Source organism: Nocardioides zeicaulis (assembly GCF_042432345.1).
GTDB lineage: Bacteria > Actinomycetota > Actinomycetes > Propionibacteriales > Nocardioidaceae > Nocardioides > Nocardioides zeicaulis.
The window spans coordinates 1352519-1374923 of sequence record NZ_JBHLXH010000001.1; the positions used below are offsets into that span (position 1 = coordinate 1352519).

A 22405-nucleotide genomic window follows, 5' to 3' on the forward strand; every position below is an offset into this window, starting at 1 on the left:
CTGCGCGAGACGAGAGCGCACGATTCTCCGAACGTCGTACTCCCCGGGCCTCGGGTGGCAGCACGACCCCGGCGTGCGGTGCCGCGGCCACGGTGCAACAGGGGGGTGAGGCCGTGCGACGGTGCGAGCGGGGGTCTCGCAGGACCGGCCCGAACCAGTCCTCGTGCTGCCGGAAACGCTCCCGATCCCGGCCAACAATCACAGGACGATAACGACGAGGAGGCCCTCCGCAAACTCGAACGGCGAAATCCGTGCGAGATCCGGGTCACGGAAGAGCCTGCCAAGGTGGCTCCGTCCCTCGCGGCGCGGACCTACCAGGCGCCCCCGAAGGCGGCCTCGGTGTTGGCGTCGATGGCCCGGCACAGCGTCTCGAGGTCGTCGCCGCGGACCTCCGCCATGGCGCGCACGGTGAGCGGCACGAGGTAGGACGCGTTGGGTCGCCCGCGCCACGGCGTCGGAGTCAGGTAGGGCGCGTCGGTCTCGACCAGCACCCGGTCGAGCGGGACGACGGCGAGCGCCTCGCGCAGGTGGGCGGCGTTCTTGAACGTGACCGTGCCGGCGAAGCTGAGGTGGGCGCCGCGGTCGAGGCAGGCCCGCGCGAACGCGGCGTCGCCGGAGAAGCAGTGCATCACCCAGCGCTCGGGCGCTCCCTCCTCGTCGATCACCCGCAGCACGTCGTCGTGGGCGTCGCGGTCGTGGATCACCAGCGTCTTGCCCAGCCGTGCCGCGATGTCGACGTGACGGCGGAAGCTCTCCTCCTGGACGGCGCGGCCCTCCTCGCCGGTGCGGAAGGTGTCGAGGCCGGTCTCGCCCACCGCCCGCACCTTGTCGTGCGCGGCGGCGAGCTGCTCGATCTCGGCGAGCGCCTCCTCGAGCCGGCCGGCCTCGGACAGGCGGGGGGCCTCGTTGGGGTGGAGCGCGACGCCGGCGACGAGCGCGGCGTGCTCGGCGGCCGCGGCCACCGCCCAGCGCGCGCCGGGGAGGTCGCAGCCGATCTGCACGATGCGGGTGACGCCGACCGCCGCGGCCGCGGCCAGGGCGTCCTCGGTGGCGAGCCAGTCGCCGTCGGCGATGTCGAGGTGGCAGTGGTTGTCGACGACGGGGTGGGGCAGCGGGTCGGGGGCCGGCGGGCGCTCGCGGTCGCGGCGCGCGCCCGAGCGTTCCTCGGTGGCGGCCCGGCTGCGGGTGGGCCCCTCCCCCGGGTCAGCGGTGGACAACGTCGTACACCTCCCGCTTGGGCAGTCCGGCACGGCGGGCGACCTCGGCGATCGCCTCCTTCCTCGTCGACCCGGCCGCCTCGAGCTCGGCCACGGCGGCGCGGAGCGAGCCGGGGTCGGTGGCGACCGACGGGCCGCCGCTCGAGCCCTGGACCACGATGGTGACCTCGCCCCGGACGCCCTCGGCGGACCACGCGACCAGCTCGCCCAGCGGTCCGCGCCGGACCTCCTCGTGGGTCTTGGTCAGCTCGCGGCACACGGCGGCCGGGCGGTCGTCGCCGAGCGCCTCGGCCATGGCGGCCAGCGCCGCCTCGGTGCGGTGGGGCGCCTCGAAGAACACCATCGTCCGCTCCTCGGCCGCGAGCGCGGCGAGACGGCGGCCGCGCTCGCCGGCCTTGCGGGGCAGGAAGCCCTCGAAGCAGAACCGGTCGACCGGCAGCCCGCTCACCGCCAAGGCGGTCAGCACGGCGCTCGGGCCGGGGACGGCGGTGACCCGCACGTCGCGCTCGACGGCGGCGGCAACCAGCCGGTAGCCCGGGTCGGAGACGCTGGGCATGCCGGCGTCGGTCACCAGCACGACGCGCTCACCGGCGAGGAGGGCGTCGAGGAGCACCGGGGTGCGGGCCTGCTCGTTGCCCTCGAAGTAGGACACCACCCGTCCGCGCAGCGTGATGCCGAGGTCGGCGCACAGCCGCTTGAGCCGCCGGGTGTCCTCCGCGGCGACCACGTCGGCGCCGGACAGCTCCTCGGCCAGTCGCGGCGGGGCGTCGCCCGCCTGCCCGATCGGGGTGCCCGCGAGGACCAGGACGCCAGCCATGGGTCGATCATCGCAGCCGAGCCCCGGCGGTCCGGCACGAGAGTCCCCGGATATCCGGTGACTCTCGTGCTTCGCACCCGAGATCCGGGGTGCGAAGCAGGAGTCTCCCCGGATATCCGGGGACTCACGAGGGCAGTGGTTAGAGTTCCGGACGTGATCCCGACCGCAGCGGAGCGCAACCGGCCACGCTGGCGGTCGGAGGACCCGGTCACCGGGTGGGTCGGCGCGATCTGCATCGCGGCCCTCGCCTTCTTCCTGCGCCGCTGGCACCTCGGCACGCCCCACCAGTTCTCGTTCGACGAGACCTACTACGCCAAGGACGCCTGGTCGCTGCTGCACTTCGGCTACGTCCGGGCCTACGTCGAGGACGCCGACAAGACGATCCTCAACGGCCAGGTCACCGGGCTGTGGCAGGACGGACCGTCGATGGTCGTCCACCCCGAGGTCGGCAAGTGGCTCATCGCTGCGGGCATCAAGGTCTTCGGGATGGACCCCGATGGCTGGCGGATGGCCTCGGCCGTCGTCGGGTCGCTGATGGTGCTGCTGATGTGCCGCTTCGTGCGCCGGGTCAGCGGCTCGACGGTGATCGGCCTGGTGGCCGGCTTCCTGCTCTCGCTCGACGGGCTCCAGCTCGTGCTCTCCCGGCTCGCGCTGCTCGACATCTTCCTGGCCTTCTTCATCCTGTGCGGCGTGCACTGCGTCGTGGCCGACCGGCAGTGGCTGCGCGACCGGCTGGCGGCCGGGCGCACGAGCCGCTGGTGGCAGGCGTGGTGGCGGCCGTGGCTGCTGCTCGGCGGGCTGTCGTTCGGCCTTGCCTGCGGGACCAAGTGGTCGGCCCTCTACCCCCTGGCCGCCTTCGGGCTGCTGGCATGGGTGTGGAGCGCGGGCGCGCGTCGCGCCTTCGGCGAGCGCCGGCCGGTGCTGCGCTCGGTGCTCCTCGACGGTCTGCCCGCCTTCCTCGCGCTGATCGGCGTCGCGCTCGCCACCTACGTCGCCTCGTGGACCGGCTGGCTCCTGCACGCCGACGCCTACGAACAGGCGTTCAGCAACACGCAGTACACGACGTACGACGGCGGGGAGCAGTGGCCGACGGCGACCGAGCCCGACGCGAGCGGCCTCGGCGAGGTCACCCAGTCGCTGCGCTCGCTCTGGTACTACCACCAGGACGTCTACACCTTCCACAGCCACTTCCTCAACGACTCGACGCACGTGTACGCCTCGAAGCCGTCGAGCTGGCTGGTCATGGGCCGCCCGGTCGGCGTGGACGCGCAGACCGAGATCCAGCCGGGGTCGCAGGGCTGCGAGGCGCCCAGCGGGTCGACCTGCATCCGGCAGGTGCTGCTGCTGGGCAACCCGGTGATCTGGTGGGGCGGCTGCCTGGCCATGCTGGTCTCGCTGGTGATGTGGCTGGCCGCCCGCGACTGGCGCCACGGCGTCGCGGTCGTCGGGCTGGCCACGACGTGGCTGCCGTGGTTCATGTACGACGACCGGCCGATCTTCGTCTTCTACGCGATCGCCTGCCTGCCGTTCATCGTGCTCTCGCTGGCCCTCGCGATGGGCCACCTCGTCGGCACGTCCGACGGGCCCAGCCCGCGGCGCACGGCCGGCGTCGTCGCGGCGGGGTCGGTGACCGTGCTCGCGGTGGTCGCCTTCGCCTGGTTCTGGCCGATCTGGACCGACGTGCTGCTGACGAAGTCGGAGTGGGACGCCCGGATCTGGTTCCGGCGCTGGATCTGAGCGCCGTCGCGACCGCGCCGGGCCGGTGCTCGCGGGGCGACTAGCCCACCCGCCGGCGAAAACCCACGTTCCGTCAAGATCGACGGAAACTTCGGTTCAGGCCCTCGTCCGCCGCGGAACGCGGCTCCACGATGGGACCAGCCACCGAGGACGGTGGCCGGCACCATGGGGAGGGGCACGATGGGTTCGACGCTGCTGCACATCTGTCTGGAGACCGCCGGTGCTCCCGACCCACTCGGCGACCACGAGGTCGGCGACCGCTGGATCTGCGAGTGCGGACTCAACTACGTCTTCCACGAGGGCTTCAACCGCGGGGGCGGCCTGACCAACGACTGGTTCCAGGCCCCGCCGCTGCCCAAGCCGCGCCGCACCGGCCGCGCCCTGCTGTTCGGACCGCGCAAGGGCTGAGCCCTCCGCCCGGCCGACGCGCACGCGGGTCCCGCCCGATCCAGCCCGGGCGGGACCTTCGTCGGCGTGCCGGCGCGAGGTGGGCCGGAGGCGTCACCAGCTCCCGGGGAAGCGGGAGGACCCGGCGATGCCCAAGAACTCCACCACGGCCGCGACGCCGGAGGCCGCGAGCACGGTGAGGCCGGTGGTGCGCTGTCCCGGGACGACCAGCAGGACCAGGCCCGTCCCGACGACCAGCAGCGGCACCAGCCACCAGGGCAGCACGATAGCCATGACGCCCGCGACGAGGGCGAGCAGGACGCCCGCGACCAGCGTCGGCACGAACGGCACCGGCCGGTTCCCGCGGGGCAGGCCCACCCGGGTGACCGGGCCCGACTCGGGGAGCTGGTCGGGGGCGAGCACGCGCAGCAGGAGCGTCACGGTCGCCGGGTCGGCCACCACGACGACGTCACGGAAGCGGTCGTGGACGGCGTGGGCGCGCACCAGGTCGTCGAGGCGGTGGCCCCGGTCGACGTCGGGGAACCGGACGGGGGCCAGCTCCACCTCCGGGCGCGGCTTGATGCCGAGCCCGCTGACCAGCGGCTCGACGACGCGGCGGGCCTCGGCCGTGGGCGCGGTGAGGACCGCCGCTCCGCGGCCCAGCCGGGCCCGGAGGCGGGCGACGTCGTCGTCGCTCGCCCCCGTGCTGACGACGTAGATGGGCTGGTGGTCGCTCACGTCCCGACCGTAGCGGTGCGCCCGCCGTCGCGGCAGGCGCACCGCCTCGTCACCGGCGTCAGCCGGCGAAGATCGCCCGGTAGCGCCAGGTCCCGTCGTTGCTGGTGACCACGGGGCTGCCGGTGACCCGGCCGCCGGCGAAGGTCACCGACCGCAGCGCCCCGTCGGCCGACGAGCCGTAGAGCAGCCGGCCGCTCGCGAGGGTCATGCCCGCCACCCGGGACAGGTCGACCCCGCCGTTGTCGCCGATGAAGTCCTGCGCCCCCACGACCGTGCTCTCCGGCGTGAAGTAGCGGTAGTGCAGGCGGCTGTCACCGAAGAGCGTGTAGTAGAGCCGGTGGGTGGTCGTGTCGTACGCGATGCCCGTCAGGTTGGAGATGGCGAAGGGGATCCGCTCGCCGGTGTCCGGGTCGTCGTAGAGGTTGACGACCTGCTGGGCGCCCGTCGCACCGGTGGCGGTGTTGAAGGTGCGGCGGTAGAGCCGGCCGTCGGCGAGGCCGTAGAACACCGACCCGTTGACCAGGAACGCGCCGCGGACCGTCGACCAGTCGAAGGAGCTGTTGGCGGTCGTGGCCGGCGCGGTCGGGCTGGCGGAGGCGTCGACGGGGCGGCGCAGGAGGACGCCGGCGGCGCCGGTGCCGGTCGGGGCGTCGGCGTCGAGGACCTCGATGGCGTTGATGAGCGGGTTCTCCACGACGGCCCGCAGGTCGATGTCGAGGCCGTTGCCGTCGCTGGTGACGTCGAACGAGCGCATCGTCCCCGTCTTGTGCCCGGCGGCGGCGACGATGTCGAAGTCGTCGAGCCTGGCCACCCCGTCGACGAGCACGTCGAAGACGCGCTGGCCGGCCTGCGAGGTGCCGTCGTACTGGCTGGCGAAGTAGAGCCGCACGGTGAGGTGCCGGCCGGCCGCCACCGGGAAGCTCCAGTCCTGCTCGCCCCACCGCTCGGAGGAGAAGAGGTCGGCCGGGGTGCCCGCCGGCACGGTCGCGTCGCGGGGCACCGTCGAGCCCCAGTCGGCGACGTTGCCGCCGCTGACGAAGCCGTCGGCGGTCGACCAGTCGGAGCCGCCGTCACCGGACTGGATCGCCGGGCCGGCCGCGTCGACGCGGTAGAGCACGTTGGCGCCCGCACCCGAGGTGCGCTGGGCGAGGAACAGGTCGTCCGGGAGCGTGGCGGCCGCCACCGACGGGACCTGCTTGCCACCGGCGAGCGGCAGGTAGGCCAGGCGTCCGCGGGTGACCCCGCCGAGGCGCGTGGTGTCGCTGCCCACCCACAGGCCCTGCGGCGTGGCGAACAGCGCCTGCGCGCCCACGCCGCGGGCGCGACCGGGGTTCCACGAGAGCGGGAGGCCGTTGACCGGGTCGAGCGCCGCGATGCCCTCGCGCGGCACCGCGCCGGGACCGGCCTGGTCGCCCTGGAACGGGTTGTTCTGCCAGCGCATGTGGCCGCCGACGTAGACCGCGCTGCCGGTGACCGCGACGCCGTAGGTCGTGTCGCCGCCGGTGTAGTCCGACCACTCGGGGTCGTTGCCCGAGCTGGCGGTGTTCCAGCGGGAGACGGTGTCGCACATCGTGCCGGAGCCTGCGCCACCGGCGAAGGCGCCGGTGGCGGAGACGACGAAGTAGTCGCCGGCGGGCGAGAAGTCGACGTCGCGGGTGAAGGTGTCGAAGACGCTCGCGCAGCTGTTGTGGGCGCGGTCGTAGCGGTTGGTCGCCCACGCCGCGACGCTCGCGGTGGGACCGCTCGTGTCGAGCAGCGCGACCTGCACGCGCGGCAGGCCGCCGACGGTCGCGAAGTTGCCGATCGCGGCGAGCCTCGAGCCGTCCGGGGAGACGTCGAAGCGCGTGATGTTGGTCGTGCCGCCACCGCCGTTGTCGGGGTCGTACTTCCCCGTGAACGGCACGTTGACCGCCGGGAGCGTGGCACCGGTGGTCGGGTCGAGCGCGGCGAGCGCGCCACGGGCGGAGGTGGTGCCGCCGGAGGCCACCGAGGTGAAGGAGCCGCCGACGTAGACGCGACCGCCCTGGTAGACGACCTCGTTGACGGTCTTGTTGGGCACCGAGCGGAAGCCGCTGACCACCGCCCCTGTCGCGGAGAGCTTCACGACCCGCTTGATGGCGGTGTTGCCACCGACGGAGCTGAAGGAGCCGCCGACCCACACGCTGGTGCCGTCGGTGGTGAGGGAGTTGGCGGCGCCGCCGAGGTTGGGGTTGAAGGCCGGGTCGATCGCGCCGGTCGTGGCGTCGAAGGCGAAGATCCGGTTGCGGGTCACGTCGTCGGCGGTGTTGGAGAAGGTGGCCGACGGGCTGACCTTGGTGAAGGTGCCGGCGACCACGACCCGGTTGCCCACCTGCGTGATGGCGGTGACCGCACCGTTCATGACGTGGGGGGTGAAGGCCGCGGGGGTCGCGGACACGATCCGGTCGCCGTGGTCGGCGTTGACGGCCGCGGCGGGCACGGCTGCCAGCAGCAGGGAGGTGAGCGCCGCGGCGGTGGCCGCGGTCGCTCCGGTGGGACGACGCATCGGGTTCCTCGCACTTCTCCGCGCCCTGGTCGGGGGTGGCGGTCCCCGGCGCGTGGCGGACCGCTCCGTGACGGTAGGCACACCGCGCCCGCCCTCGAGCCGGTCCGGTGCGCTAGCGCCAATTTCGGGTAGGAGGTGCTCGCTGCCGGGTCACCGGTGCTGCCACCATGGCGGGATGAAGCTGCTGCTGACCTCCGGGGGCGTCACCAACACCAGCATCCGGTCGGCCCTGGTCGACCTGCTCGGCAAGCCCGTCGAGGAGTCCTCGGCGCTGGCGATCCCCTCGGCGCAGTGGGGTCACCCGATGTGCGGCCCCGGCTCGCTCCGGTCCTTCGTCACCGACCGCACGCCGCCGACCATGACCGGCCTGGGCTGGTCCTCGGTCGGGCTGCTGGAGCTCACCGCGCTCCCCCACGTGGCACCCGAGCGGTGGACGCCGTGGGTGCGCGAGGCGGACGTGCTGCTCGTCGACGGCGGCGAGGCGGTCTTCCTCGCCCACTGGGTCCGGGAGTCCGGCCTGCTCGACCTGCTGCCCGAGCTGGACGACACGGTGTGGGTCGGCGTCAGCGCCGGGAGCATGGTCATGGCCCCCCGCATCGGCGCCGACTTCGTCCACTGGCGCCCCGACGAGCCCGACACGACGCTCGGGCTCGTGGACTTCTCGATCTTCCCGCACCTCGGACTCTTCCCCGACAACACCCTCGAGGCGGCCCGCGAGTGGGCTGCCTCCCTGGAGAACCCCGGCTACGTCCTCGACGAGCAGTCCGCTGTCGTCGTCGACGGCGACCGGGTCGAGGTGGTCTCGGAGGGCGAGTGGCACCTGCTCGGCGGCGAGCGGTGAGGCCGCTGGCGTACGTCGTCCTGGCCGCCACCGGTCTGCTCGCGGGGTGCGGGACGACGGGCGCGGCGCCCTCGGACCATGCGCGGTCCGCGTGCGAGGCCTACGACCGCGTCACCCGGCACCCGGTCGCGACGACCAGCGACCAGTGGACCGCGCTGCTCGACCTCGCGCGCAGCAACGCCCGCGCCGCGGCGGCGTTCGACGCACGCTGGGACGACCTGGGGCACGACGTCGAGGCCTCCCTCGACCTCCGGGCCGCCCAGGACGACGGCTTCCTCGACGCCGACCGACGCGTGGAGACCGACTGCGCCGACGCCGGGCACGACATCGGCGACCTGGAGCCCTGACCCACGACGTACGACGCCCCCGGCACCGACCTGATGGTCGGCGTCGGGGGCGTTCTTCGCCACCTATCTAGGGACGTTCTGGTGGGAGGAACGGGGCGAACGCCCACCAGAACGTCCCTAGACACCGGAGGAGTGCGAAGGTCAGGCCGCCTCGGCGACCGGCTCCCGGTCGGGGCCGGCGGCCAGCTCGACGACCTCGGGCCGCGGGGTGCGCAGCAGGGTCGCGACCACGAGCAGGGCCAGGGCGGCGAAGCCGGCGGAGGTGAGGAACGCGGCCTGCAGGCCGGGCACGAACTCACCCGGCACGGCGCCGGCGGCGTACACCGAGACGATCACCGCGACGCCGATGGCGCTGCCGAGCTGCTGGGTGGTCTGCAGCAGGCCCGAGGCGGAGCCGGCGTGCTCGGGCTCGACGCCCGAGAGCACGGTGACGGTGATCGGCATGAACACCAGCCCGGTGGCCAGCCCGGCGATGAGCATCGGCCCGAAGACGGCACCGAGGTAGGTGTCGCCCACGCCCGCGCCGCTGAGCCACGCGTAGCCGACGGTGAGGGCCGCGGTGCCGGTCAGCAGCATCGTGCGCGGTCCGACGCGAGCGATCAGCCACGGCGTGACGCGCGACATCGCGAAGATGCCGAGGCTGAAGGGCAGGAACGCGAAGCCAGACGTGAGCGGGCCGAAGCCGAGCACCCGCTGGGTGTACTGGACGACGAGGAAGAACATCGACAGGTTCGCGCCGATGACCAGGGCCATCGAGGCCAGGGCGCCGATGCGGCGACGGCTGCGGACCAGGTGCGGCTGCACCATCGGGTGCGGGTGGCGCACCTCGGTGCGGGCGAGCAGGACGAGGAGGGCGACGCCGAGGACGAAGCCGCCGATCGTGCGGACCGAGGCCCAGCCGTGCTCCGGTGCCCAGATGAGCGCCCACACGAGCGACACCGAGCCGACCGTCGCGCTGGCGGCGCCGACGAGGTCGAAGCGACCGGGGCGGCGCGGCGTCTCGTCGACGAAGCGACCGACGAGGAGCAGCACGGCGAGGCCGAGCGGCACGTTGATGAAGAGCGTCCAGCGCCACGAGCCGACGTCGGTCAGCAGGCCGCCGAGGATCAGGCCGATGGAGGCGCCGCCCGAGGACACCGCCCCGAACAGCGCGAACGCGCGGTTGCGCGCGGCGTCGTCGGGTGCGCTGGTGGTGAGCAGCGCCAGGACGCTGGGGGCGGCCAGCGCGGCGCCGACGCCCTGGAGGGCGCGGGTGACGACGAGCTGCCCGGGGGTCTGGGCCAGGCCGCCGAGCGCCGAGGCGAGGGTGAATACGCTCAGCCCGACGGTGAAGGCCCGACGGCGGCCGAGGACGTCGCCGAGGCGGCCCCCGAGCAGCAGCAGGCCGCCGAAGGCAAGGGTGTAGGCGTTGAGGACCCACGACAGCGAGGCGGGCCCGAAGCCGAGGTCGGTGTCGATGAGGGGCAGCGCGACGTTCACGACGGTCGCGTCGAGCACGATCATCAGCTGGGCGACCAGCACGACGGCGATGCCGGCGGCGGCGCGGCCGGCGTTCGGCGGCAGCTCGGTCGGCAGCGTGCGGTGCGCCCGGAGAGAGGTGGTCGATGACATGAGGTGCGGTCCTGTTCTGGCCTCGTGGGCCGAGGTACAGTAGATCCGGAGGATGACTCCGCTTCCTCACCCACAATACGGAGACTGTCTCCGGTTAGCAAGGCTTGGAGTGAATTTCCTGTGCGTGCCGATGCCCAGCGCAACTACGACCGGATCGTGGAGACGGCTCGCCAGGTGTTCCGTGAGCAGGGCTACGACGCCTCGCTCGACCAGATCGCCAAGCTCGCCGGCGTGGGCCCCGGCACCCTCTACCGCCACTTCCCCACCCGCGACGACCTCATCGACGCCGTCATGCAGAGCTGGGTCGACCGGGTGGAGGACACGACCGACAAGGCGCTCGCCCACGAGGGCGGTCCGCGCGAGCTCCTGCTCAACTGGTTCGAGGAGTACGTCCGGCTGATCAGCGTGCACAAGGGCGGTCCGGCCAAGATCACCAGCGCGATGGGCGACGACGGCTCCCCGATCCGCACCAAGTGCGAGGTCCTGCGCGCCGCCAACGAGCGGGTGCTCGAGCAGCTGCGCGCCGAGCAGGCCGTGCGCTCGGACGTGACGTCGCTGCAGGTCGCCCGGATGGTCGGCGGCGTCGCCACCGTGGCCGACCAGTCCGAGCTCGAGGACGCCTTCGTGCGCCCGATGCTCGAGGTCCTCGCGGACGGGCTGCTGACCCGGCCGTAGCCGACCGGATGCCCTCAGGCGGGCTGGTCGGAGCGGGGCAGCAGCTCGCTGACCCGCTCTGAGAGCTCGGTCAGCGCGAACGGCTTGGCCACCACCGCGGAGGCCCCGGCCATCATCGCCTCGGCGCGGGTCTCGACGGTCCACTGGGCGGTCAGCACGAGGATCGGCAGCTCGCGGAGCCACGGCACGGCCCGCAGCGCTCGGCACACCTCGCCGCCGCCCGTGCCGGGCATCACCCAGTCGAGCACGAGCAGGTCGAGCGGCAGGACGGGGGCGAGCTCGATGGCGGCGACGGGGTCGGCGAGGGCGACCACGTCGTGCCCGACGTGCCGGAAGTGCATCGTCAGGAAGTCACGGTGGTCGTCGTCGTCATCGACCACGAAGAGGTGGGCCACGTCGCCTCGATCTCAGGAGCTCGGGTCCGGGTGCGGACCGGGAAGATCCTCCCAGCGCGTGACCTCGCGGGGAAGGGAAGACGCCGAAGACGGGACCAAAGTCCCGGCTGGTCAGGACCTCCCGGGTCAGGGCGTGCGGACCGTCACCACAGCGGTGAGGGCCGACTGGTGTCGAGCAGCTTCTCGACCGCGGCGCGACGACCGTCCGGGGGAGCAGGCTCGCCGGCGCGCGCGACGACGAGGTCGGCCAGGTCGTGCAGCCGAGCCCCGCGGAGGGCCGCGGCCTCCCGGAGGACGCGGAACGCCTCCTGGGCGTCGCACCCGCGGGCGAGCATGATGATGCCCTTCGCCCGGTCCACGGTCGCGCGGCGCTCGCCCAGCCGCACCAGCTCGACGTCGCCGCCGGCCTGCTCCCCCGCGTCGCGCACCTCACCGGTGCGGACGCCGGTCAGGTCGACGAAGAACCCCGTGACCTGCTCCACCTGGCCGTCGGCACCCCTGACCCCGCGTCCGACGGAGAGGACGTACCTGACCAGGCCCGAGGTGTCCACGATCCGGTGGTAGCAGCTGAACGGGGCACCGTCGACGACGGCCGCCTCGAGGACCTCGAAGGCACGTAGCGCGTCGTCGGGGTGCTTGTGCCGGAGCAGCAGCTCGGTCGACGGGTCGACGCCGCCGTCGTCGTACCCGTGCAGCTCGAACAGGCCGCGGGACCACGTCCAGCGGTCCTCCCGCACGGCGAAGGTGAAGTAGCCCACGGGCGTGCGGTCCTGGCGGCCGTCGAATCCGAGCTCGATCATGGAGGTCCCCCCGTCCTGTGGCGTCGCGATACCCCATCTTGGCGCGACCCATGCATCGGGGGTAGGGGGCTGCTGAGCGTCAGGGAACGCACGACCGCCCGCCACCTGCTCTCGCAGGTGACGGGCGGTCCGTGTGGTGGAGCTGAGGGGATTCGAACCCCTGACCTTCTCATTGCGAACGAGACGCGCTACCAACTGCGCCACAGCCCCAAGCGCCCGAGGACGCGTGGTGAAAGATACACGAGCCGCCCGACGGTGTCCGAATCGGCTCAGGCGCCCGAGGCGCTGCGGCGCTCCTCGGCCTCGCGGGCGGTGCGGGCGGACTGCTCGGCCGACCGGGCGAGGGCGGAGTCCTCGTCGCTGCGACCGCTCGACCAGACGCCGGTCGAGTCGAGGTCGATGGTGGAGACGGTGCGCCGCTGGGCGGCCGGCTTGCTGACGTAGGTGGGCAGCGTGGTGGGCACCATGTCCCACCCGCCGACGACCGGGATCTCGCCGGTGGTGACGGCGGGCGCCTCCGCGGCGGGGTCGGCACCGGCTGCGGCAGGCGCAGCCGGGACGGCGTCGACGGTGACGGCGACGACCTCACCCGTGGCGTCGGTGTCCTCGACCTCGGCGTCGACCTCGTCGGGTGCGCCGACCTCGATCGCGGACCGGCCGCGCCGTACGCGCTCGGAGCGCACCGAGACCCGGCAGGCGACGAGCCAGGCGACGAGGAGGGTCGCCGGGACGGCCGTCCAGGCCCACGCCACGACCGCGCCGGCCGCGAGGCCGACGACGAGCAGGTTGAGCGCGACGAGGACGGCGAGCACGTTGCGACGGCGCCTGGCGGCGCGGCGGGCGGACGCGCGCTCGGCCTGCGGTGACGTCGTACGAGACGGGGCGGGGCGGGTGGGCTGCGCGGCGGGCTGCGCAGCGGTCGGGGCGGGCACCGGGTCCGGCAGGATCCGCGCCTTGGTCTCCACCGGCGGACGCAGCGAGGCGCGCACGGGCGAGACGACGAGGCGGGCGTTGCGACGGTCGACGGGCTCGCGGCGGGCGAGCACGCGCATCGTGTGGGAGAACTTGTCCACCGAGCGGCTGCGGACGACCTCGTCGTGGTGCCGGAGGGCCTTGGGGATCAGGTAGACGGCCCACGCGACGGCAAGGGCCACGAAGATCAGCGCGCTCAGGTCCACGCGTGCAGCGTAGGAGCGCGGAGCACCCGCGGGGCGGATGTCAAGAGGTGTGTCGCAGAACTACTGGTGTGACTGGTGTGTCGACAGCCGCACCTCGACGCCGGCCGGTGCCTCCTCGCGGGTCACCGCGAAGATCCGGTGGTCGCGCCAGTCGCCGTCGATGTGCAGGAAGCGCGGCGCGAACCCGACCTCCCCCAGCCCGAGCTTCTCCACCACGCGCAGCGAGTTGCTGTTCTCCGGGCGGACGCAGATCTCGACGCGGTGCAGCCCGACGGGGCCCAGGCAGTGGTCGATGACCATCGCCACCGCGCGGGGAGCGATGCCGCGACCCGCGACGTCGGCGGCGACCCAGTAGCCGATCGAGGCCCACTGGGCCGAGCCGCGGGCGACGTTGCTCACCGTGACCTGGCCGACGAACCGGCCGTCGACCTCGACGACGAACGGCAGGCTGAGCCCCTGCCGCGCCTGGTGGAGCAGGGAGCGCACGACGACCCGGTAGGAGGACGGGCGCGCCGGACCACCGGGCGGCACGGTCGCGTCCCACGGCGCGAGCCAGGCGTGGTTGCGGGCCCGCACCTCCTGCCAGGGGCCGGCGTCGCCGCGGCGCAGCGAGCGCACGACGACCCCGTGGGACTCCAGGCGGGCCGGCCATCCGGGTGCGGTCATCAGGTCTCGGTCGCCTCGGTGTCGATGTCGGTCTCGGTGTCGGTCGCGGTGTCGTGGTCTGGTCAGTGGTCGCTGCCGACGACCTGCTCGACGGCGTGGCGCACCACCGGCTCGAGCACGCCGAGGCCGTCCTTCACGCCGCCGCGCGAGCCCGGCAGGTTGACGACCAGGCACGCGCCGACCAGGCCGGCGGTGCCCCGGGACAGCATGGCGGTCGGGACGCCCTTTGCGACACCCGCCGCGCGGATCGCCTCCGCGATGCCCGGGACCTCGCGGTCGAGCAGCGCGCGCGTGGCCTCGGGCGTCCGGTCGGTGGGCGTGAGGCCGGTGCCGCCCGTGGTGAGGACCAGGCGGGCACCGCCGTCGACCGCGGCGGCGATCGCGTCGCGGACCGGGTCGCCGTCGGGCACGACCGCGGGGTCGTCGCAGGCGAACCCCTGGCCGCGCAGCCAGTCGACGATGAGTGGGCCGGTCTCGTCGGCGTAGACCCCCGCCGCGGCGCGGTTGGACGCCACCACGACCGCCGCGGGCAGGGTCACCGGCTCGCTCATCGGGTCCACGGCCCCGACTTGCCGCCGGTCTTGGTCTCGACCCGGACGTCGGTGATCACGGCCGCCTTGTCGACGGCCTTGACCATGTCGACGACGGTGAGGGCGGCGACCGAGACGGCGGTGAGTGCCTCCATCTCGACGCCGGTGCGGTCGGAGGTGCGGACGGTGGCGGAGATGTCGACCGACTCGTCGCTGACGGTGAGGTCGACCTCGACCCCCGAGACCGCGAGCGGGTGGCACAGCGGGATCAGGGACGGCGTCTGCTTGGCGCCCATGATCCCGGCGATCCGCGCCACCGCGAGCGCGTCGCCCTTCGGGACGCCCTCGCCGCGCAGCAGGCCGACGACGGTGGGGCTGACCAGCACGCGGCCCGAGGCGGTGGCCGTACGGGCGGTGACGTCCTTGCCGGTGACGTCGACCATCCGGGCGGCGCCGGACTCGTCGACGTGGGTGAGCCGGTCCTGCCCGGCCTCGTGGTGGGCCATCAGAACTCCTCGTCGAGGCGGCGGACCTGCACCATCTCGCCCGCGGCGACCGAGGTGGTGTCGGCCGGGACCTCGATCAGGCAGTTGGCGGCGGCGAGGTCGCCGATGAGGTGCGAGCCGTGGCCGCCGACCGGCGAGACGAACGCCCCGCCGCGGTCGGTGTCGTAGTGCCCGCGCACCAGCTGCACCTTGCCCTCCGGGGAGGAGATGCCGTGGGTCAGCCGCGCGCGGGCGGTGGGGCGGGCGTAGGGCAGCTTGCCCATCATCCGGCGGATCGCGGGCAGCACGAACATCTCGAAGGAGACGTAGGAGGAGACCGGGTTGCCCGGCAGGGTGAAGACCGGGGTGTCGTCGTCGCCGATGGTGCCGAAGCCCTGCGGCTTGCCCGGCTGCATGCCGACCCCGCCGAACCACATCGAGCCGTGGTGCGACAGCGACTCCTTGACCACGTCGAAGTCGCCCTCGCTGACCCCGCCGCTGGTGACCACGAGATCGGCGCGGACGAGCTGGTCGCTCAGCGCCTCGGTGAAGGCGTGCGTCTCGTCGGGGACGATGCCGACGCGGTAGGCGATGGCGCCGGCCGCACGGGCGGCCGCGGCGAGGAGGTAGGAGTTGCCGTCGTAGATCGAGTCGCGGCCCAGCGGCGTGCCGGGGTCGCGCAGCTCGGAGCCGGTCGAGATGACCACGACCCGCGGGCGGGGGCGGGTGCGGACCGTCGAGCGGCCGACGGCGGCCAGCATCCCCAGGTGGCGCGGGCCGAGGACGGTGCCCTCCTCGAGCAGCATGTCGCCCTCGGAGATGTCGTCGCCGACGGGGCGCACGTGCTGTCCGGCGGTGGCCGGGCGACTGATCCGCACGGACGCGACGCCGCGGTCGGTCCACTCGTAGGGGACGACCGCGGTGGCCCCGGTCGGCACGGGTGCACCGGTCATGATCTTGACGGCCGTGCCGGGCGAGAGCGCGAGGATGGACGACTGGCCGGCGCCGATCTCGCCGACCACCGGGAGCACGACCGGGTCGTCGTCGGTCGCGGACGCGACGTCGTCGGCCACGACGGCGTACCCGTCCATGGAGGAGTTGTCGAAGCTCGGCAGCGAGATCGGCGCGACGACGTCCTCGGCGAGCGCCAGGCCGAGCGCCTCCATCAGGGGCTGCGGGAAGGCGGGCAGCGGCGAGACCGTGGCGAGGATCCGCTCGACGTAGTCGGCGACCGGGAGCAGCTCAGGCATCGGCGTCCTGCTCGGACAGCACGGTGCCGCCCTCCACGCGCTGGGCGGCCTTGGAGGTCAGCGCCACGTCGCCCACCACCTTGACGCCCTTGCCGAAGGTCCAGTCGCCGGCGACCTTCAGCGAGTCCGCCTCGCGCAGCGACGGCGCGCCCTCGGGGAAGCGCTTGTCGAAGTCGCCGACGAGCTTGTAGAACTCGCCGTCGAGCTGGACGAACGGCACCTCGTCGGAGGCCTGGTCGAGCACGAAGTCCTTGCCGAGGTCGTAGACGTCGGAGCGCAGCACGAGCAGGTCGTCGGTCGTCTTCACCGGCACGAAGCGGTCGCGCCCCACCTCGATGGTGCGGGCCCCCTCGAACACCTCGATCGCGGCGCCCATCGCGGTCTCGATCTGGATCACCTCGGGCGTGGACGGGTCGCTGGGGTCGAGGTGCTTGACGTTGCGGATCAGCGGCAGACCCAGGATGCCGCCGCGCGCGTCGAGGGTGTCGACCATCGCCTGCAGGTCGAACCAGAGGTTGTTGGTCGAGGTGAAGACGTGGCGGTCGAGGTCGGCCAGCGCGTCCTTGTCGGCGTCGAGGGTCTGCGCGGACTCGCGCAGCACGATGCGGCCGTCGGCCTTGCGGCGCGCGAAGTGGCCGCCCTTGCGGTCGGACGGCGTGCGGCGCACGGCCTCGATCGCGAACGGCGCGCCGCTCTGCGCGAACCAGCCGGCGACCTTGGCGTCGGGCACCGCGCCGAGGTTGTCGGAGTTGGAGACGAAGACGTGGCGGTAGCCGGCGGCCAGCAGGGTGGCGAGCAGGCCGGTGCCGCGCAGCGCGGTGTAGATGTCGCCGTGGCCGGGCGGGCACCACTCCAGGTCGGGGGCCTTGGGGTACGCCGCCGGCATGAGGTCGGCGGCGAGCAGCTTGGGCTCCTTGTTCTGCAGGAACTCCAGGGGCAGGCCGTCGACCGGGAGGTCGTCGTAGCGCCCGAGCGCGGCCATCGTGTCGGCGGAGGTGCGGAAGGAGTTCATGAACATCAGCGGCAGCGGGGCGTCGTGCTGCTGGCGCAGGTGGAGCACCTGGCGGGCGATGATGTCGAGGAAGCTCAGGCCGCGGCGCACGCACAGCAGCGACTTCGCCCGGTCCATGCCCATCGACGTGCCGAGGCCGCCGTTGAGCTTGATGACCGCGGTGTGGCGGATCGCGTCGGCGGCCACCTCGTCGGGGACGTCGATGTCGGCGAGGGACTCCATGTCGAGCGGGTCGATGGTGTCCTCGGGGATCATCCCGGTCTCGCCGTGCTCGAGCAGGCGGTAGTAGTGCGCGAACGTGTCGATCGCGACCTCGTCGACCCCGGCCTGACGCATCTTCTCGCGCGCCAGGTCCAGGCCGTGCGCGGTGCCCTTGCTTGCCATGCTTCGATCGTAGGCTGCTCGGGTGGGCACGTCAGCGGGCGGGGACAGGTCGGTCGCCAAGACCGCCCTGCGCGACCAGGTGCTGGCGGCACGCCGACGGCGCCCGCTCGCGGCCGCGGCGGACGACGCCGAGGCGCTCGCGAGCGTGGCCCTCGGCTGGGAGCCCGTGCGCCGCGCGGCCACCGTGGCGGCCTACGTCTCGGTCGGCAGCGAGCCCGGCACCGGCCTGCTGCTCGACGCGTTGCTCGTTGCCGGGAAGCGGGTGGTGCTGCCGGTGCTGCTGCCCGACAACGACCTCGACTGGGCCGTCTACGCCGGGTCGGCGAGCACCGTGCGGGCCAGCCGCGGCCTGCTCGAGCCCGCCGGCGACCGGCTCGGACGCGACGCGGTGACCGGCGCCGACGTGGTGCTCGTCCCGGGACTGGCGGTCTCCGCCGCGGGCGACCGGCTCGGCCGCGGTGGCGGGTCGTACGACCGGGCGCTGGCCCGCGTCGTGCCCGGCACCCCCGTGGCCGTCGTGCTCCACGACGACGAGGTGGGTCGCGACGTCCCGGCCGACCCCCACGACGTACGGGTCGGCTTCGCGCTGACGCCGTCGGGCGTCGTGCCGCTCCCGGAGTCCCCGGACTTCAGCCGGGAGCGGGCGTGAGCACCAGGGTGTCCTCCGCGGCCGCATCGACGGCGTCGCGGCTGAACGCCCAGGGCAGGGTCTGGCCCTCGACGTAGAGCTCGGTCTGGTCGGAGTAGTGCGACGAGGCGGGGTGGCCGGAGACGCCGGTGAGGTTGATCCAGCGCGAGTCGTCGAGGTCGGCGAGCGAGACGACCATGCGCATCGACGGTGCGGCGGTCACGGCGTAGCCGTCGACGGCATCCCACGACGTGGCGTCGACGATCGAGGAGCCGCCGCCGACCTCCCAGCCGTCACGGTTGAACAGCCGCTCGACCAGTCCGACGCCGGACTCGCCGAGGGTCGGGTTGTGGAGGTCCATCCGGTGCAGCCGGCCCCACTGCCACAGCCGCACGTCGCGCGACTGCGCGCGGGTCAGCTCGTCGCGGGCGTCGAGCAGGGCCCGGCGCAGCACGTCGTCGCGGGTCTCGACCTCGTCGGTGCGGGCGTCGTCCCACCACGGACCGGCCGGGTCACGCAGCATCCGGCTCACCACCAGGAACCACCGGTCGCCGCCGTCGGGCCAGGTGCGCCGGCGCAGCTCGTCGTGGAAGGTGAGGTCGAGCAGGTTGCGCCACACGACGTTGAAGTACGCCGCCGGCGCGCTGTCGGCCGGGGAGGTGAAGTCCCAGTCGCGCAGCAGGTCCTGGGCGTTGCGGTAGTAGCCGAACGGCACGTCGAGGTCGAGGAGGTAGGGGACGAGCTCCTCGGCCATCGGGTTGGTGGTGTCGAGCTGGAGCCGCGACATCTCCTCCACCGACAGCTCGCCCTCGTCCTGGAGCACCTCGCGGATCCGGGTGGAGCGGTAGCCGTAGTCCCAGTCCTGGGTCAGCAGGTAGGGGTAGTCCTCGCCGATCACCGCCTGGTTGGCGGTGGCGATGAACCCCTCCTCGGGGTCGAGCACCGACGGCAGGCCGTCGAAGGGGACGTGGTCCCCCGTCCAGTCGTTGGCGCTGACCCAGCCCTCGACCGGCATGGTGCCGTCGTTGCCGGCCGGACGGATCGGGATCCGGCCGGGCGACTGGTAGCCGATGTGGCCCTCGCGGTCGGCGTAGACGAGGTTCTGCGCGGGCACCGAGAAGTCGGCGGCGGCCGCGCGGAACTCGTCCCAGTCGGAGGCGCGGTCGAGCTCGAGGATGGCGTCGGCGGTGGGGGCCGGCTGCAGTGCGGTCCACGCCAGCGCGACGGCGTACCCGCTGCCGCGCTCGCCGGGCTCGTCGGTGGGGGCGTTGGCGCCCACGGTGGCGAACTCCGACGACACGTCGCTGATCAGCGGCCCGTGGACGGTCTCGCGCACCCGCAGCTCGACGTCGTCGCCGCCGCGCACCTCGATCGTCTCGGTGCGCACCTGCATCGGCTCGGTGGCGCCGTCGCGGACGTAGCGGTCGTCGCCCTCGGTCTGCTCGAGGAACAGGTCGGTCACGTCGGGGCCGAGGTTGGTGAAGCCCCAGGCGATGTCGGCGTTGTGGCCGATGATCACGCCGGGCACGCCGGAGAAGGTGAAGCCGGCGGTGTCGAGGGTGCAGTCCGCGGAGATCTCGCGGCAGTGCAGGCCCATCTGCATCCAGATACCGGGCTGGCTGGTGCCGAGGTGGGGGTCGTTGGCGAGGATCGGGGCACCGGTGGCGCTGTGCTCGCCGTCGACCACCCACGAGTTGCTGCCGATGCCGCGGCCCGAGCCGAGCAGCTCGGGCACGTCGTCGACGCTCCGCTGCACACGCTCCAGCGCCTCGACGACCCCGCGGGGGTACGCCGGCCGGCGGGGGTTGCGGGTGCCGTTGCCGGAGGCGTTCTGCTCGAAGACGCCGTCGACGACCCCGCCGCCGGAGACGATCGGCGGGTGCTCGTCGAACGGGTAGGACGGCCAGAGCTCGTCGATCTCCGCCGGGGTGTGGTCGAGGGACAGCAGCACCCGGTCGACCTCGGCGTCCATGTTGCCGCGCAGGTCCCACGCCATCGCCTTGAGCCAGGCGAGGGAGTCGACGGGTGTCCACTCCTCGGGCGTGTAGTCGAGGCCGGTGAGGCCCAGGACGGAGTACTCCGCGGAGAGCTGCGACGGGCTGCGGTCGGCCAGGTAGGCGTTGACGCCCTCGGCATAGGCGGTGAGCGCGTCCCGGGTGGCGGGCTCGAGCAGCGCCCACTCGCGCTCGGCGACGCGACGCCAGCCCATCGTGCGGATGAGCTTGTCGGTCTCGAGGGTGTCCTCGCCGAACATCTCCGAGAGCCGCCCGGCGGTGACGTGGCGCCGGAAGTCCATCTCGAAGAAGCGCTCCTGGGCGTGCACGTAGCCCTGCGCGCGCATCAGGTCGGCGTCGGTGTCGGCGTAGAGCTGCGGGATGCCGTGGCCATCGCGGATCACCTCGACGTCGGCACCCAGGCCCGGCACCCCCACCTCGCCGCTGGTCTGCGGCAGCGGGCGGCGTACGACGACCACGACGGTGGCGGCGAGCACGACCAGCACCAGCACGAGACCGAGAGCGGTCCACGCCGCCCAGCGGACTCCTCGCGGGGCACGGCGGAAGGCCTGCCAGCGCGAGGACCGGGCCGCGCCGTCGGCGGCGGGGGTCGGGTCGGGGGCCGGGGTGGGTGCCTGCTCGCTCATCGTCCTCCCCATTGTGCCGTACCATTGGCAGTCGACAGGCCAGAGTGCCAGCGCGTCGCGCCGGCCCTGCCGGTCGCCCGCACACGCATCGGAATCCCCGAGGACCCACATGCCCACCTACCAGTACGCCTGCACCGAGTGCGGCCACTCCTTCGAGCAGTTCCAGAGCTTCAGCGAGGACGCGCTGACCGTCTGCCCGGTGTGCGACGGCAAGCTGCGCAAGCTGTTCAACGCGGTCGGGGTGGTCTTCAAGGGATCGGGCTTCTACCGCACCGACAGCCGCTCCTCGTCGTCCTCCTCGACGCCCGCCTCGGGCTCCGGCTCGTCCTCCTCCGACTCGGCGGGGTCCTCGACGTCGTCCTCGAGCTCCTCGAGCAGCTCGTCGTCGAGCTCGAGCTCCACGTCGTCCTCCGACTGACCTCGCCTGTGGAGAGGCCGGGCGGCGCCCGGCCGACCCGGCCTACGGTCGCGGGATGTTCCCGGGACTGCCTCCTGCCCGCCGCCGCCTGCGTGCCGTGCGCCACCGCCTGGGCCGCCGCCGGCGCCCGATCGCCGCGGTGCTCCTGGCGGGGTCGCTGCTCGCCGGGCTGCGCGTCGTCGCGCCGCCCGCGCCCGCCACGGTGCCGGTGCTCGTCGCGGCCCGTGACCTGCCCTCCGGCGCGACGCTCGGCCGTGGCGACCTGACCACGCGCCTCTTCCCCGCCGACCTCGCGCCGGCTGCTGCCAGCACGACCGGGGCCGGCCGCGTCCTCGCCGCCCCGCTCGCCGCGGGCGAGGTGCTCACCGACGTCCGCGTCGTCGGGCCCGGCCTGGCCGAGATCGAGCCGGGCCGGACCGTGCTCCCGGTCCGGCTGCCCGACGCCGGGATGGCCGCCCTGCTGGCGCCCGGCGACGTCGTCGACCTGGTCGCCACCGACCCCGGCAGCGGGGAGTCGCGTGTCGTCGGCCATGACGTCGACGTGCTGGCCGGGGCGGCCGAGGTGCCCGAGGGCCCCACCGGATCCGGAGGCGCGCTCGTGGTGGTGGGCGTCGACGACGACGAGGCGGTGGCCGTCTCGTCCGCCGCCCTGGCGCAGTTCCTCACCGTCTCGTGGAACCGCTAGCGTGAGCGGGGTCGGGCTCGACTCGGGCCCCTTTCCGCACCGAGAGGGAGAGGCACCATGACTGGCTTCAAGAACTTCATCCTCCGCGGGAGCCTGGTCGAGCTGGCCGTCGCGGTCATCATCGGCACGGCGTTCGCTGCGGTCGTGACCGCGTTCACCGAGATGCTGCTGTCGGCCATCGGCCGCATCACCAACGGGGCCGAGGTCAACTTCGACAGCTACTCACCCGGTGGCGTGCTCGTGGGACCGTTCCTCACCGCCCTCGTCGCCTTCCTGATCCTGGCCGCCGTCGTCTACTTCTTCGTGGTCGTGCCCTACACCAAGGCCAAGGAGCGCTTCTTCCCCACCGAGGACAAGGGCACCCCCGCCGACGTCGCCCTGCTCGAGGAGATCCGCGACCTGCTCAAGGCGCGCGGCGGCCAGGTCTGACGCCCGCCAC

General features: G+C 73.4%; 23 protein-coding genes and 1 tRNA gene. 9 read left to right on the top strand and 15 right to left on the bottom strand.

What is annotated here, in order from left to right:
* Nucleotides 1–311: 311 nt before the first annotated feature.
* Both ACFFJG_RS06685 and rsmI read right to left on the bottom strand, forming a co-directional pair.
* Complete coding sequence (locus ACFFJG_RS06685; protein ID WP_378517821.1) at nt 312–1217, bottom strand: TatD family hydrolase; 906 nt, start codon at nt 1215–1217, stop codon at nt 312–314.
* The gene (rsmI, locus tag ACFFJG_RS06690) at nt 1204–2034 is read right to left on the bottom strand and encodes a 16S rRNA (cytidine(1402)-2'-O)-methyltransferase (RefSeq protein WP_378517822.1); all 831 of its coding nucleotides are present in this window, start codon (nt 2032–2034) and stop codon (nt 1204–1206) included. Before rsmI ends, ACFFJG_RS06685 begins: the two co-directional genes overlap by 14 nt.
* Before the next feature lie 153 nt (nt 2035–2187).
* Between rsmI and ACFFJG_RS06695 the strand changes: the two genes are divergently transcribed.
* The gene (locus ACFFJG_RS06695; RefSeq protein WP_378517823.1) at nt 2188–3771 is read left to right on the top strand and encodes a dolichyl-phosphate-mannose--protein mannosyltransferase; all 1584 of its coding nucleotides are present in this window, start codon (nt 2188–2190) and stop codon (nt 3769–3771) included.
* Nucleotides 3772–3951: 180 nt separating this feature from the next.
* A complete protein-coding gene (locus ACFFJG_RS06700; RefSeq protein ID WP_378517824.1) occupies nt 3952–4179 on the top strand; it encodes a hypothetical protein in 228 nt (75 codons plus the stop codon).
* Between the two features lie 93 nt (nt 4180–4272).
* Here ACFFJG_RS06700 and ACFFJG_RS06705 read toward each other — a convergent pair whose 3' ends face one another.
* Nucleotides 4273–4896, bottom strand: coding sequence for a hypothetical protein (locus ACFFJG_RS06705; protein WP_378517825.1), 624 nt, complete (start codon nt 4894–4896; stop codon nt 4273–4275).
* A 58-nt stretch (nt 4897–4954) separates the two neighbouring features.
* Nucleotides 4955–7420: a malectin domain-containing carbohydrate-binding protein gene (locus ACFFJG_RS06710; protein ID WP_378517826.1), complete on the bottom strand. Its 2466-nt coding sequence runs from the start codon at nt 7418–7420 to the stop codon at nt 4955–4957.
* A gap of 175 nt (nt 7421–7595) precedes the next feature.
* Here ACFFJG_RS06710 and ACFFJG_RS06715 point away from each other — a divergent pair, with 175 nt between their 5' ends.
* Both ACFFJG_RS06715 and ACFFJG_RS06720 read left to right on the top strand, forming a co-directional pair.
* Nucleotides 7596–8261 carry a Type 1 glutamine amidotransferase-like domain-containing protein gene (locus ACFFJG_RS06715; RefSeq protein ID WP_378517827.1) on the top strand — a complete coding sequence of 222 codons (666 nt, stop codon included), beginning with the start codon at nt 7596–7598 and terminating at the stop codon, nt 8259–8261.
* Entirely contained in the window at nt 8258–8608 is a 351-nt protein-coding gene (locus ACFFJG_RS06720) for a hypothetical protein (RefSeq protein ID WP_378517828.1), read from the top strand. The genes ACFFJG_RS06715 and ACFFJG_RS06720 overlap by 4 nt, the downstream gene beginning before the upstream one ends.
* 141 nt (nt 8609–8749) lie before the next feature.
* On the opposite strand, the gene ACFFJG_RS06725 is transcribed toward ACFFJG_RS06720, so the two are convergent.
* Nucleotides 8750–10219 (bottom strand): MFS transporter, encoded by a 1470-nt coding sequence (locus tag ACFFJG_RS06725; protein ID WP_378517829.1) that lies wholly within the window; start codon nt 10217–10219, stop codon nt 8750–8752.
* A gap of 120 nt (nt 10220–10339) precedes the next feature.
* On the opposite strand from ACFFJG_RS06725, the gene ACFFJG_RS06730 reads away from it, so the two are divergent.
* Nucleotides 10340–10894 (top strand): TetR/AcrR family transcriptional regulator, encoded by a 555-nt coding sequence (locus ACFFJG_RS06730; RefSeq protein WP_378517830.1) that lies wholly within the window; start codon nt 10340–10342, stop codon nt 10892–10894.
* A 14-nt stretch (nt 10895–10908) separates the two neighbouring features.
* Here the strand turns inward: ACFFJG_RS06730 and ACFFJG_RS06735 are convergent, their stop codons facing one another.
* From ACFFJG_RS06735 to ACFFJG_RS06775, 9 genes are all read right to left on the bottom strand, one after another.
* Nucleotides 10909–11289: a response regulator transcription factor gene (locus tag ACFFJG_RS06735; protein WP_378517831.1), complete on the bottom strand. Its 381-nt coding sequence runs from the start codon at nt 11287–11289 to the stop codon at nt 10909–10911.
* A gap of 143 nt (nt 11290–11432) precedes the next feature.
* A complete protein-coding gene (locus ACFFJG_RS06740) occupies nt 11433–12089 on the bottom strand; it encodes a PAS and ANTAR domain-containing protein (protein WP_378517832.1) in 657 nt (218 codons plus the stop codon).
* A gap of 134 nt (nt 12090–12223) precedes the next feature.
* Nucleotides 12224–12299: transfer RNA gene (locus ACFFJG_RS06745), tRNA-Ala, on the bottom strand.
* A 59-nt stretch (nt 12300–12358) separates the two neighbouring features.
* Complete coding sequence (gene sepX, locus ACFFJG_RS06750) at nt 12359–13267, bottom strand: divisome protein SepX/GlpR (protein WP_378517833.1); 909 nt, start codon at nt 13265–13267, stop codon at nt 12359–12361.
* Between the two features lie 60 nt (nt 13268–13327).
* Nucleotides 13328–13933, bottom strand: a complete 606-nt coding sequence (locus ACFFJG_RS06755; protein WP_378517834.1) for a GNAT family N-acetyltransferase — start codon at nt 13931–13933, stop codon at nt 13328–13330.
* A gap of 62 nt (nt 13934–13995) precedes the next feature.
* Nucleotides 13996–14472, bottom strand: a complete 477-nt coding sequence (locus ACFFJG_RS06760; protein ID WP_378517835.1) for a MogA/MoaB family molybdenum cofactor biosynthesis protein — start codon at nt 14470–14472, stop codon at nt 13996–13998.
* Between the two features lie 8 nt (nt 14473–14480).
* Nucleotides 14481–14969 carry a cyclic pyranopterin monophosphate synthase MoaC gene (gene moaC / locus ACFFJG_RS06765; RefSeq protein ID WP_378517836.1) on the bottom strand — a complete coding sequence of 163 codons (489 nt, stop codon included), beginning with the start codon at nt 14967–14969 and terminating at the stop codon, nt 14481–14483.
* Nucleotides 14969–16198, bottom strand: coding sequence for a molybdotransferase-like divisome protein Glp (glp, locus tag ACFFJG_RS06770; RefSeq protein WP_378517837.1), 1230 nt, complete (start codon nt 16196–16198; stop codon nt 14969–14971). The genes moaC and glp overlap by 1 nt, the downstream gene beginning before the upstream one ends.
* Nucleotides 16191–17594, bottom strand: a complete 1404-nt coding sequence (locus ACFFJG_RS06775) for a UTP--glucose-1-phosphate uridylyltransferase (protein ID WP_378517838.1) — start codon at nt 17592–17594, stop codon at nt 16191–16193. The genes glp and ACFFJG_RS06775 overlap by 8 nt, the downstream gene beginning before the upstream one ends.
* Nucleotides 17595–17616: 22 nt before the next feature.
* Here ACFFJG_RS06775 and ACFFJG_RS06780 point away from each other — a divergent pair, with 22 nt between their 5' ends.
* The gene (locus tag ACFFJG_RS06780) at nt 17617–18243 is read left to right on the top strand and encodes a 5-formyltetrahydrofolate cyclo-ligase (RefSeq protein WP_378517839.1); all 627 of its coding nucleotides are present in this window, start codon (nt 17617–17619) and stop codon (nt 18241–18243) included.
* Here ACFFJG_RS06780 and ACFFJG_RS06785 read toward each other — a convergent pair.
* Complete coding sequence (locus ACFFJG_RS06785) at nt 18224–20863, bottom strand: penicillin acylase family protein (RefSeq protein WP_378517840.1); 2640 nt, start codon at nt 20861–20863, stop codon at nt 18224–18226. The genes ACFFJG_RS06780 and ACFFJG_RS06785 overlap by 20 nt on opposite strands.
* A gap of 109 nt (nt 20864–20972) precedes the next feature.
* Here ACFFJG_RS06785 and ACFFJG_RS06790 point away from each other — a divergent pair, with 109 nt between their 5' ends.
* From ACFFJG_RS06790 to ACFFJG_RS06800, 3 genes are read left to right on the top strand one after another with little or no spacing between them, the layout of a single operon-like run.
* The gene (locus ACFFJG_RS06790; protein ID WP_378517841.1) at nt 20973–21281 is read left to right on the top strand and encodes an FmdB family zinc ribbon protein; all 309 of its coding nucleotides are present in this window, start codon (nt 20973–20975) and stop codon (nt 21279–21281) included.
* Between the two features lie 55 nt (nt 21282–21336).
* Nucleotides 21337–21966, top strand: coding sequence for an SAF domain-containing protein (locus ACFFJG_RS06795; RefSeq protein ID WP_378517842.1), 630 nt, complete (start codon nt 21337–21339; stop codon nt 21964–21966).
* A 57-nt stretch (nt 21967–22023) separates the two neighbouring features.
* On the top strand, nt 22024–22395 hold the full coding sequence (locus tag ACFFJG_RS06800) for an MscL family protein (RefSeq protein WP_378517843.1): 372 nt from the start codon (nt 22024–22026) through the stop codon (nt 22393–22395).
* Nucleotides 22396–22405: the final 10 nt, after the last annotated feature.

Coding starts and splice junctions, on each gene's coding strand:
- ACFFJG_RS06775 (WP_378517838.1), bottom strand. CDS start 17,594: ATGGCAAGCAAGGGCACCGCGCACGGCCTGGACCTGGCGCGCGAGAAG.
- ACFFJG_RS06740 (WP_378517832.1), bottom strand. CDS start 12,089: ATGATCGAGCTCGGATTCGACGGCCGCCAGGACCGCACGCCCGTGGGC.
- moaC (WP_378517836.1), bottom strand. CDS start 14,969: ATGGCCCACCACGAGGCCGGGCAGGACCGGCTCACCCACGTCGACGAG.
- ACFFJG_RS06800 (WP_378517843.1), top strand. CDS start 22,024: ATGACTGGCTTCAAGAACTTCATCCTCCGCGGGAGCCTGGTCGAGCTG.
- glp (WP_378517837.1), bottom strand. CDS start 16,198: ATGCCTGAGCTGCTCCCGGTCGCCGACTACGTCGAGCGGATCCTCGCC.
- ACFFJG_RS06715 (WP_378517827.1), top strand. CDS start 7,596: ATGAAGCTGCTGCTGACCTCCGGGGGCGTCACCAACACCAGCATCCGG.
- ACFFJG_RS06700 (WP_378517824.1), top strand. CDS start 3,952: ATGGGTTCGACGCTGCTGCACATCTGTCTGGAGACCGCCGGTGCTCCC.
- rsmI (WP_378517822.1), bottom strand. CDS start 2,034: ATGGCTGGCGTCCTGGTCCTCGCGGGCACCCCGATCGGGCAGGCGGGC.
- ACFFJG_RS06790 (WP_378517841.1), top strand. CDS start 20,973: ATGCCCACCTACCAGTACGCCTGCACCGAGTGCGGCCACTCCTTCGAG.
- ACFFJG_RS06725 (WP_378517829.1), bottom strand. CDS start 10,219: ATGTCATCGACCACCTCTCTCCGGGCGCACCGCACGCTGCCGACCGAG.
- ACFFJG_RS06710 (WP_378517826.1), bottom strand. CDS start 7,420: ATGCGTCGTCCCACCGGAGCGACCGCGGCCACCGCCGCGGCGCTCACC.
- ACFFJG_RS06755 (WP_378517834.1), bottom strand. CDS start 13,933: ATGACCGCACCCGGATGGCCGGCCCGCCTGGAGTCCCACGGGGTCGTC.
- ACFFJG_RS06795 (WP_378517842.1), top strand. CDS start 21,337: ATGTTCCCGGGACTGCCTCCTGCCCGCCGCCGCCTGCGTGCCGTGCGC.
- ACFFJG_RS06785 (WP_378517840.1), bottom strand. CDS start 20,863: ATGAGCGAGCAGGCACCCACCCCGGCCCCCGACCCGACCCCCGCCGCC.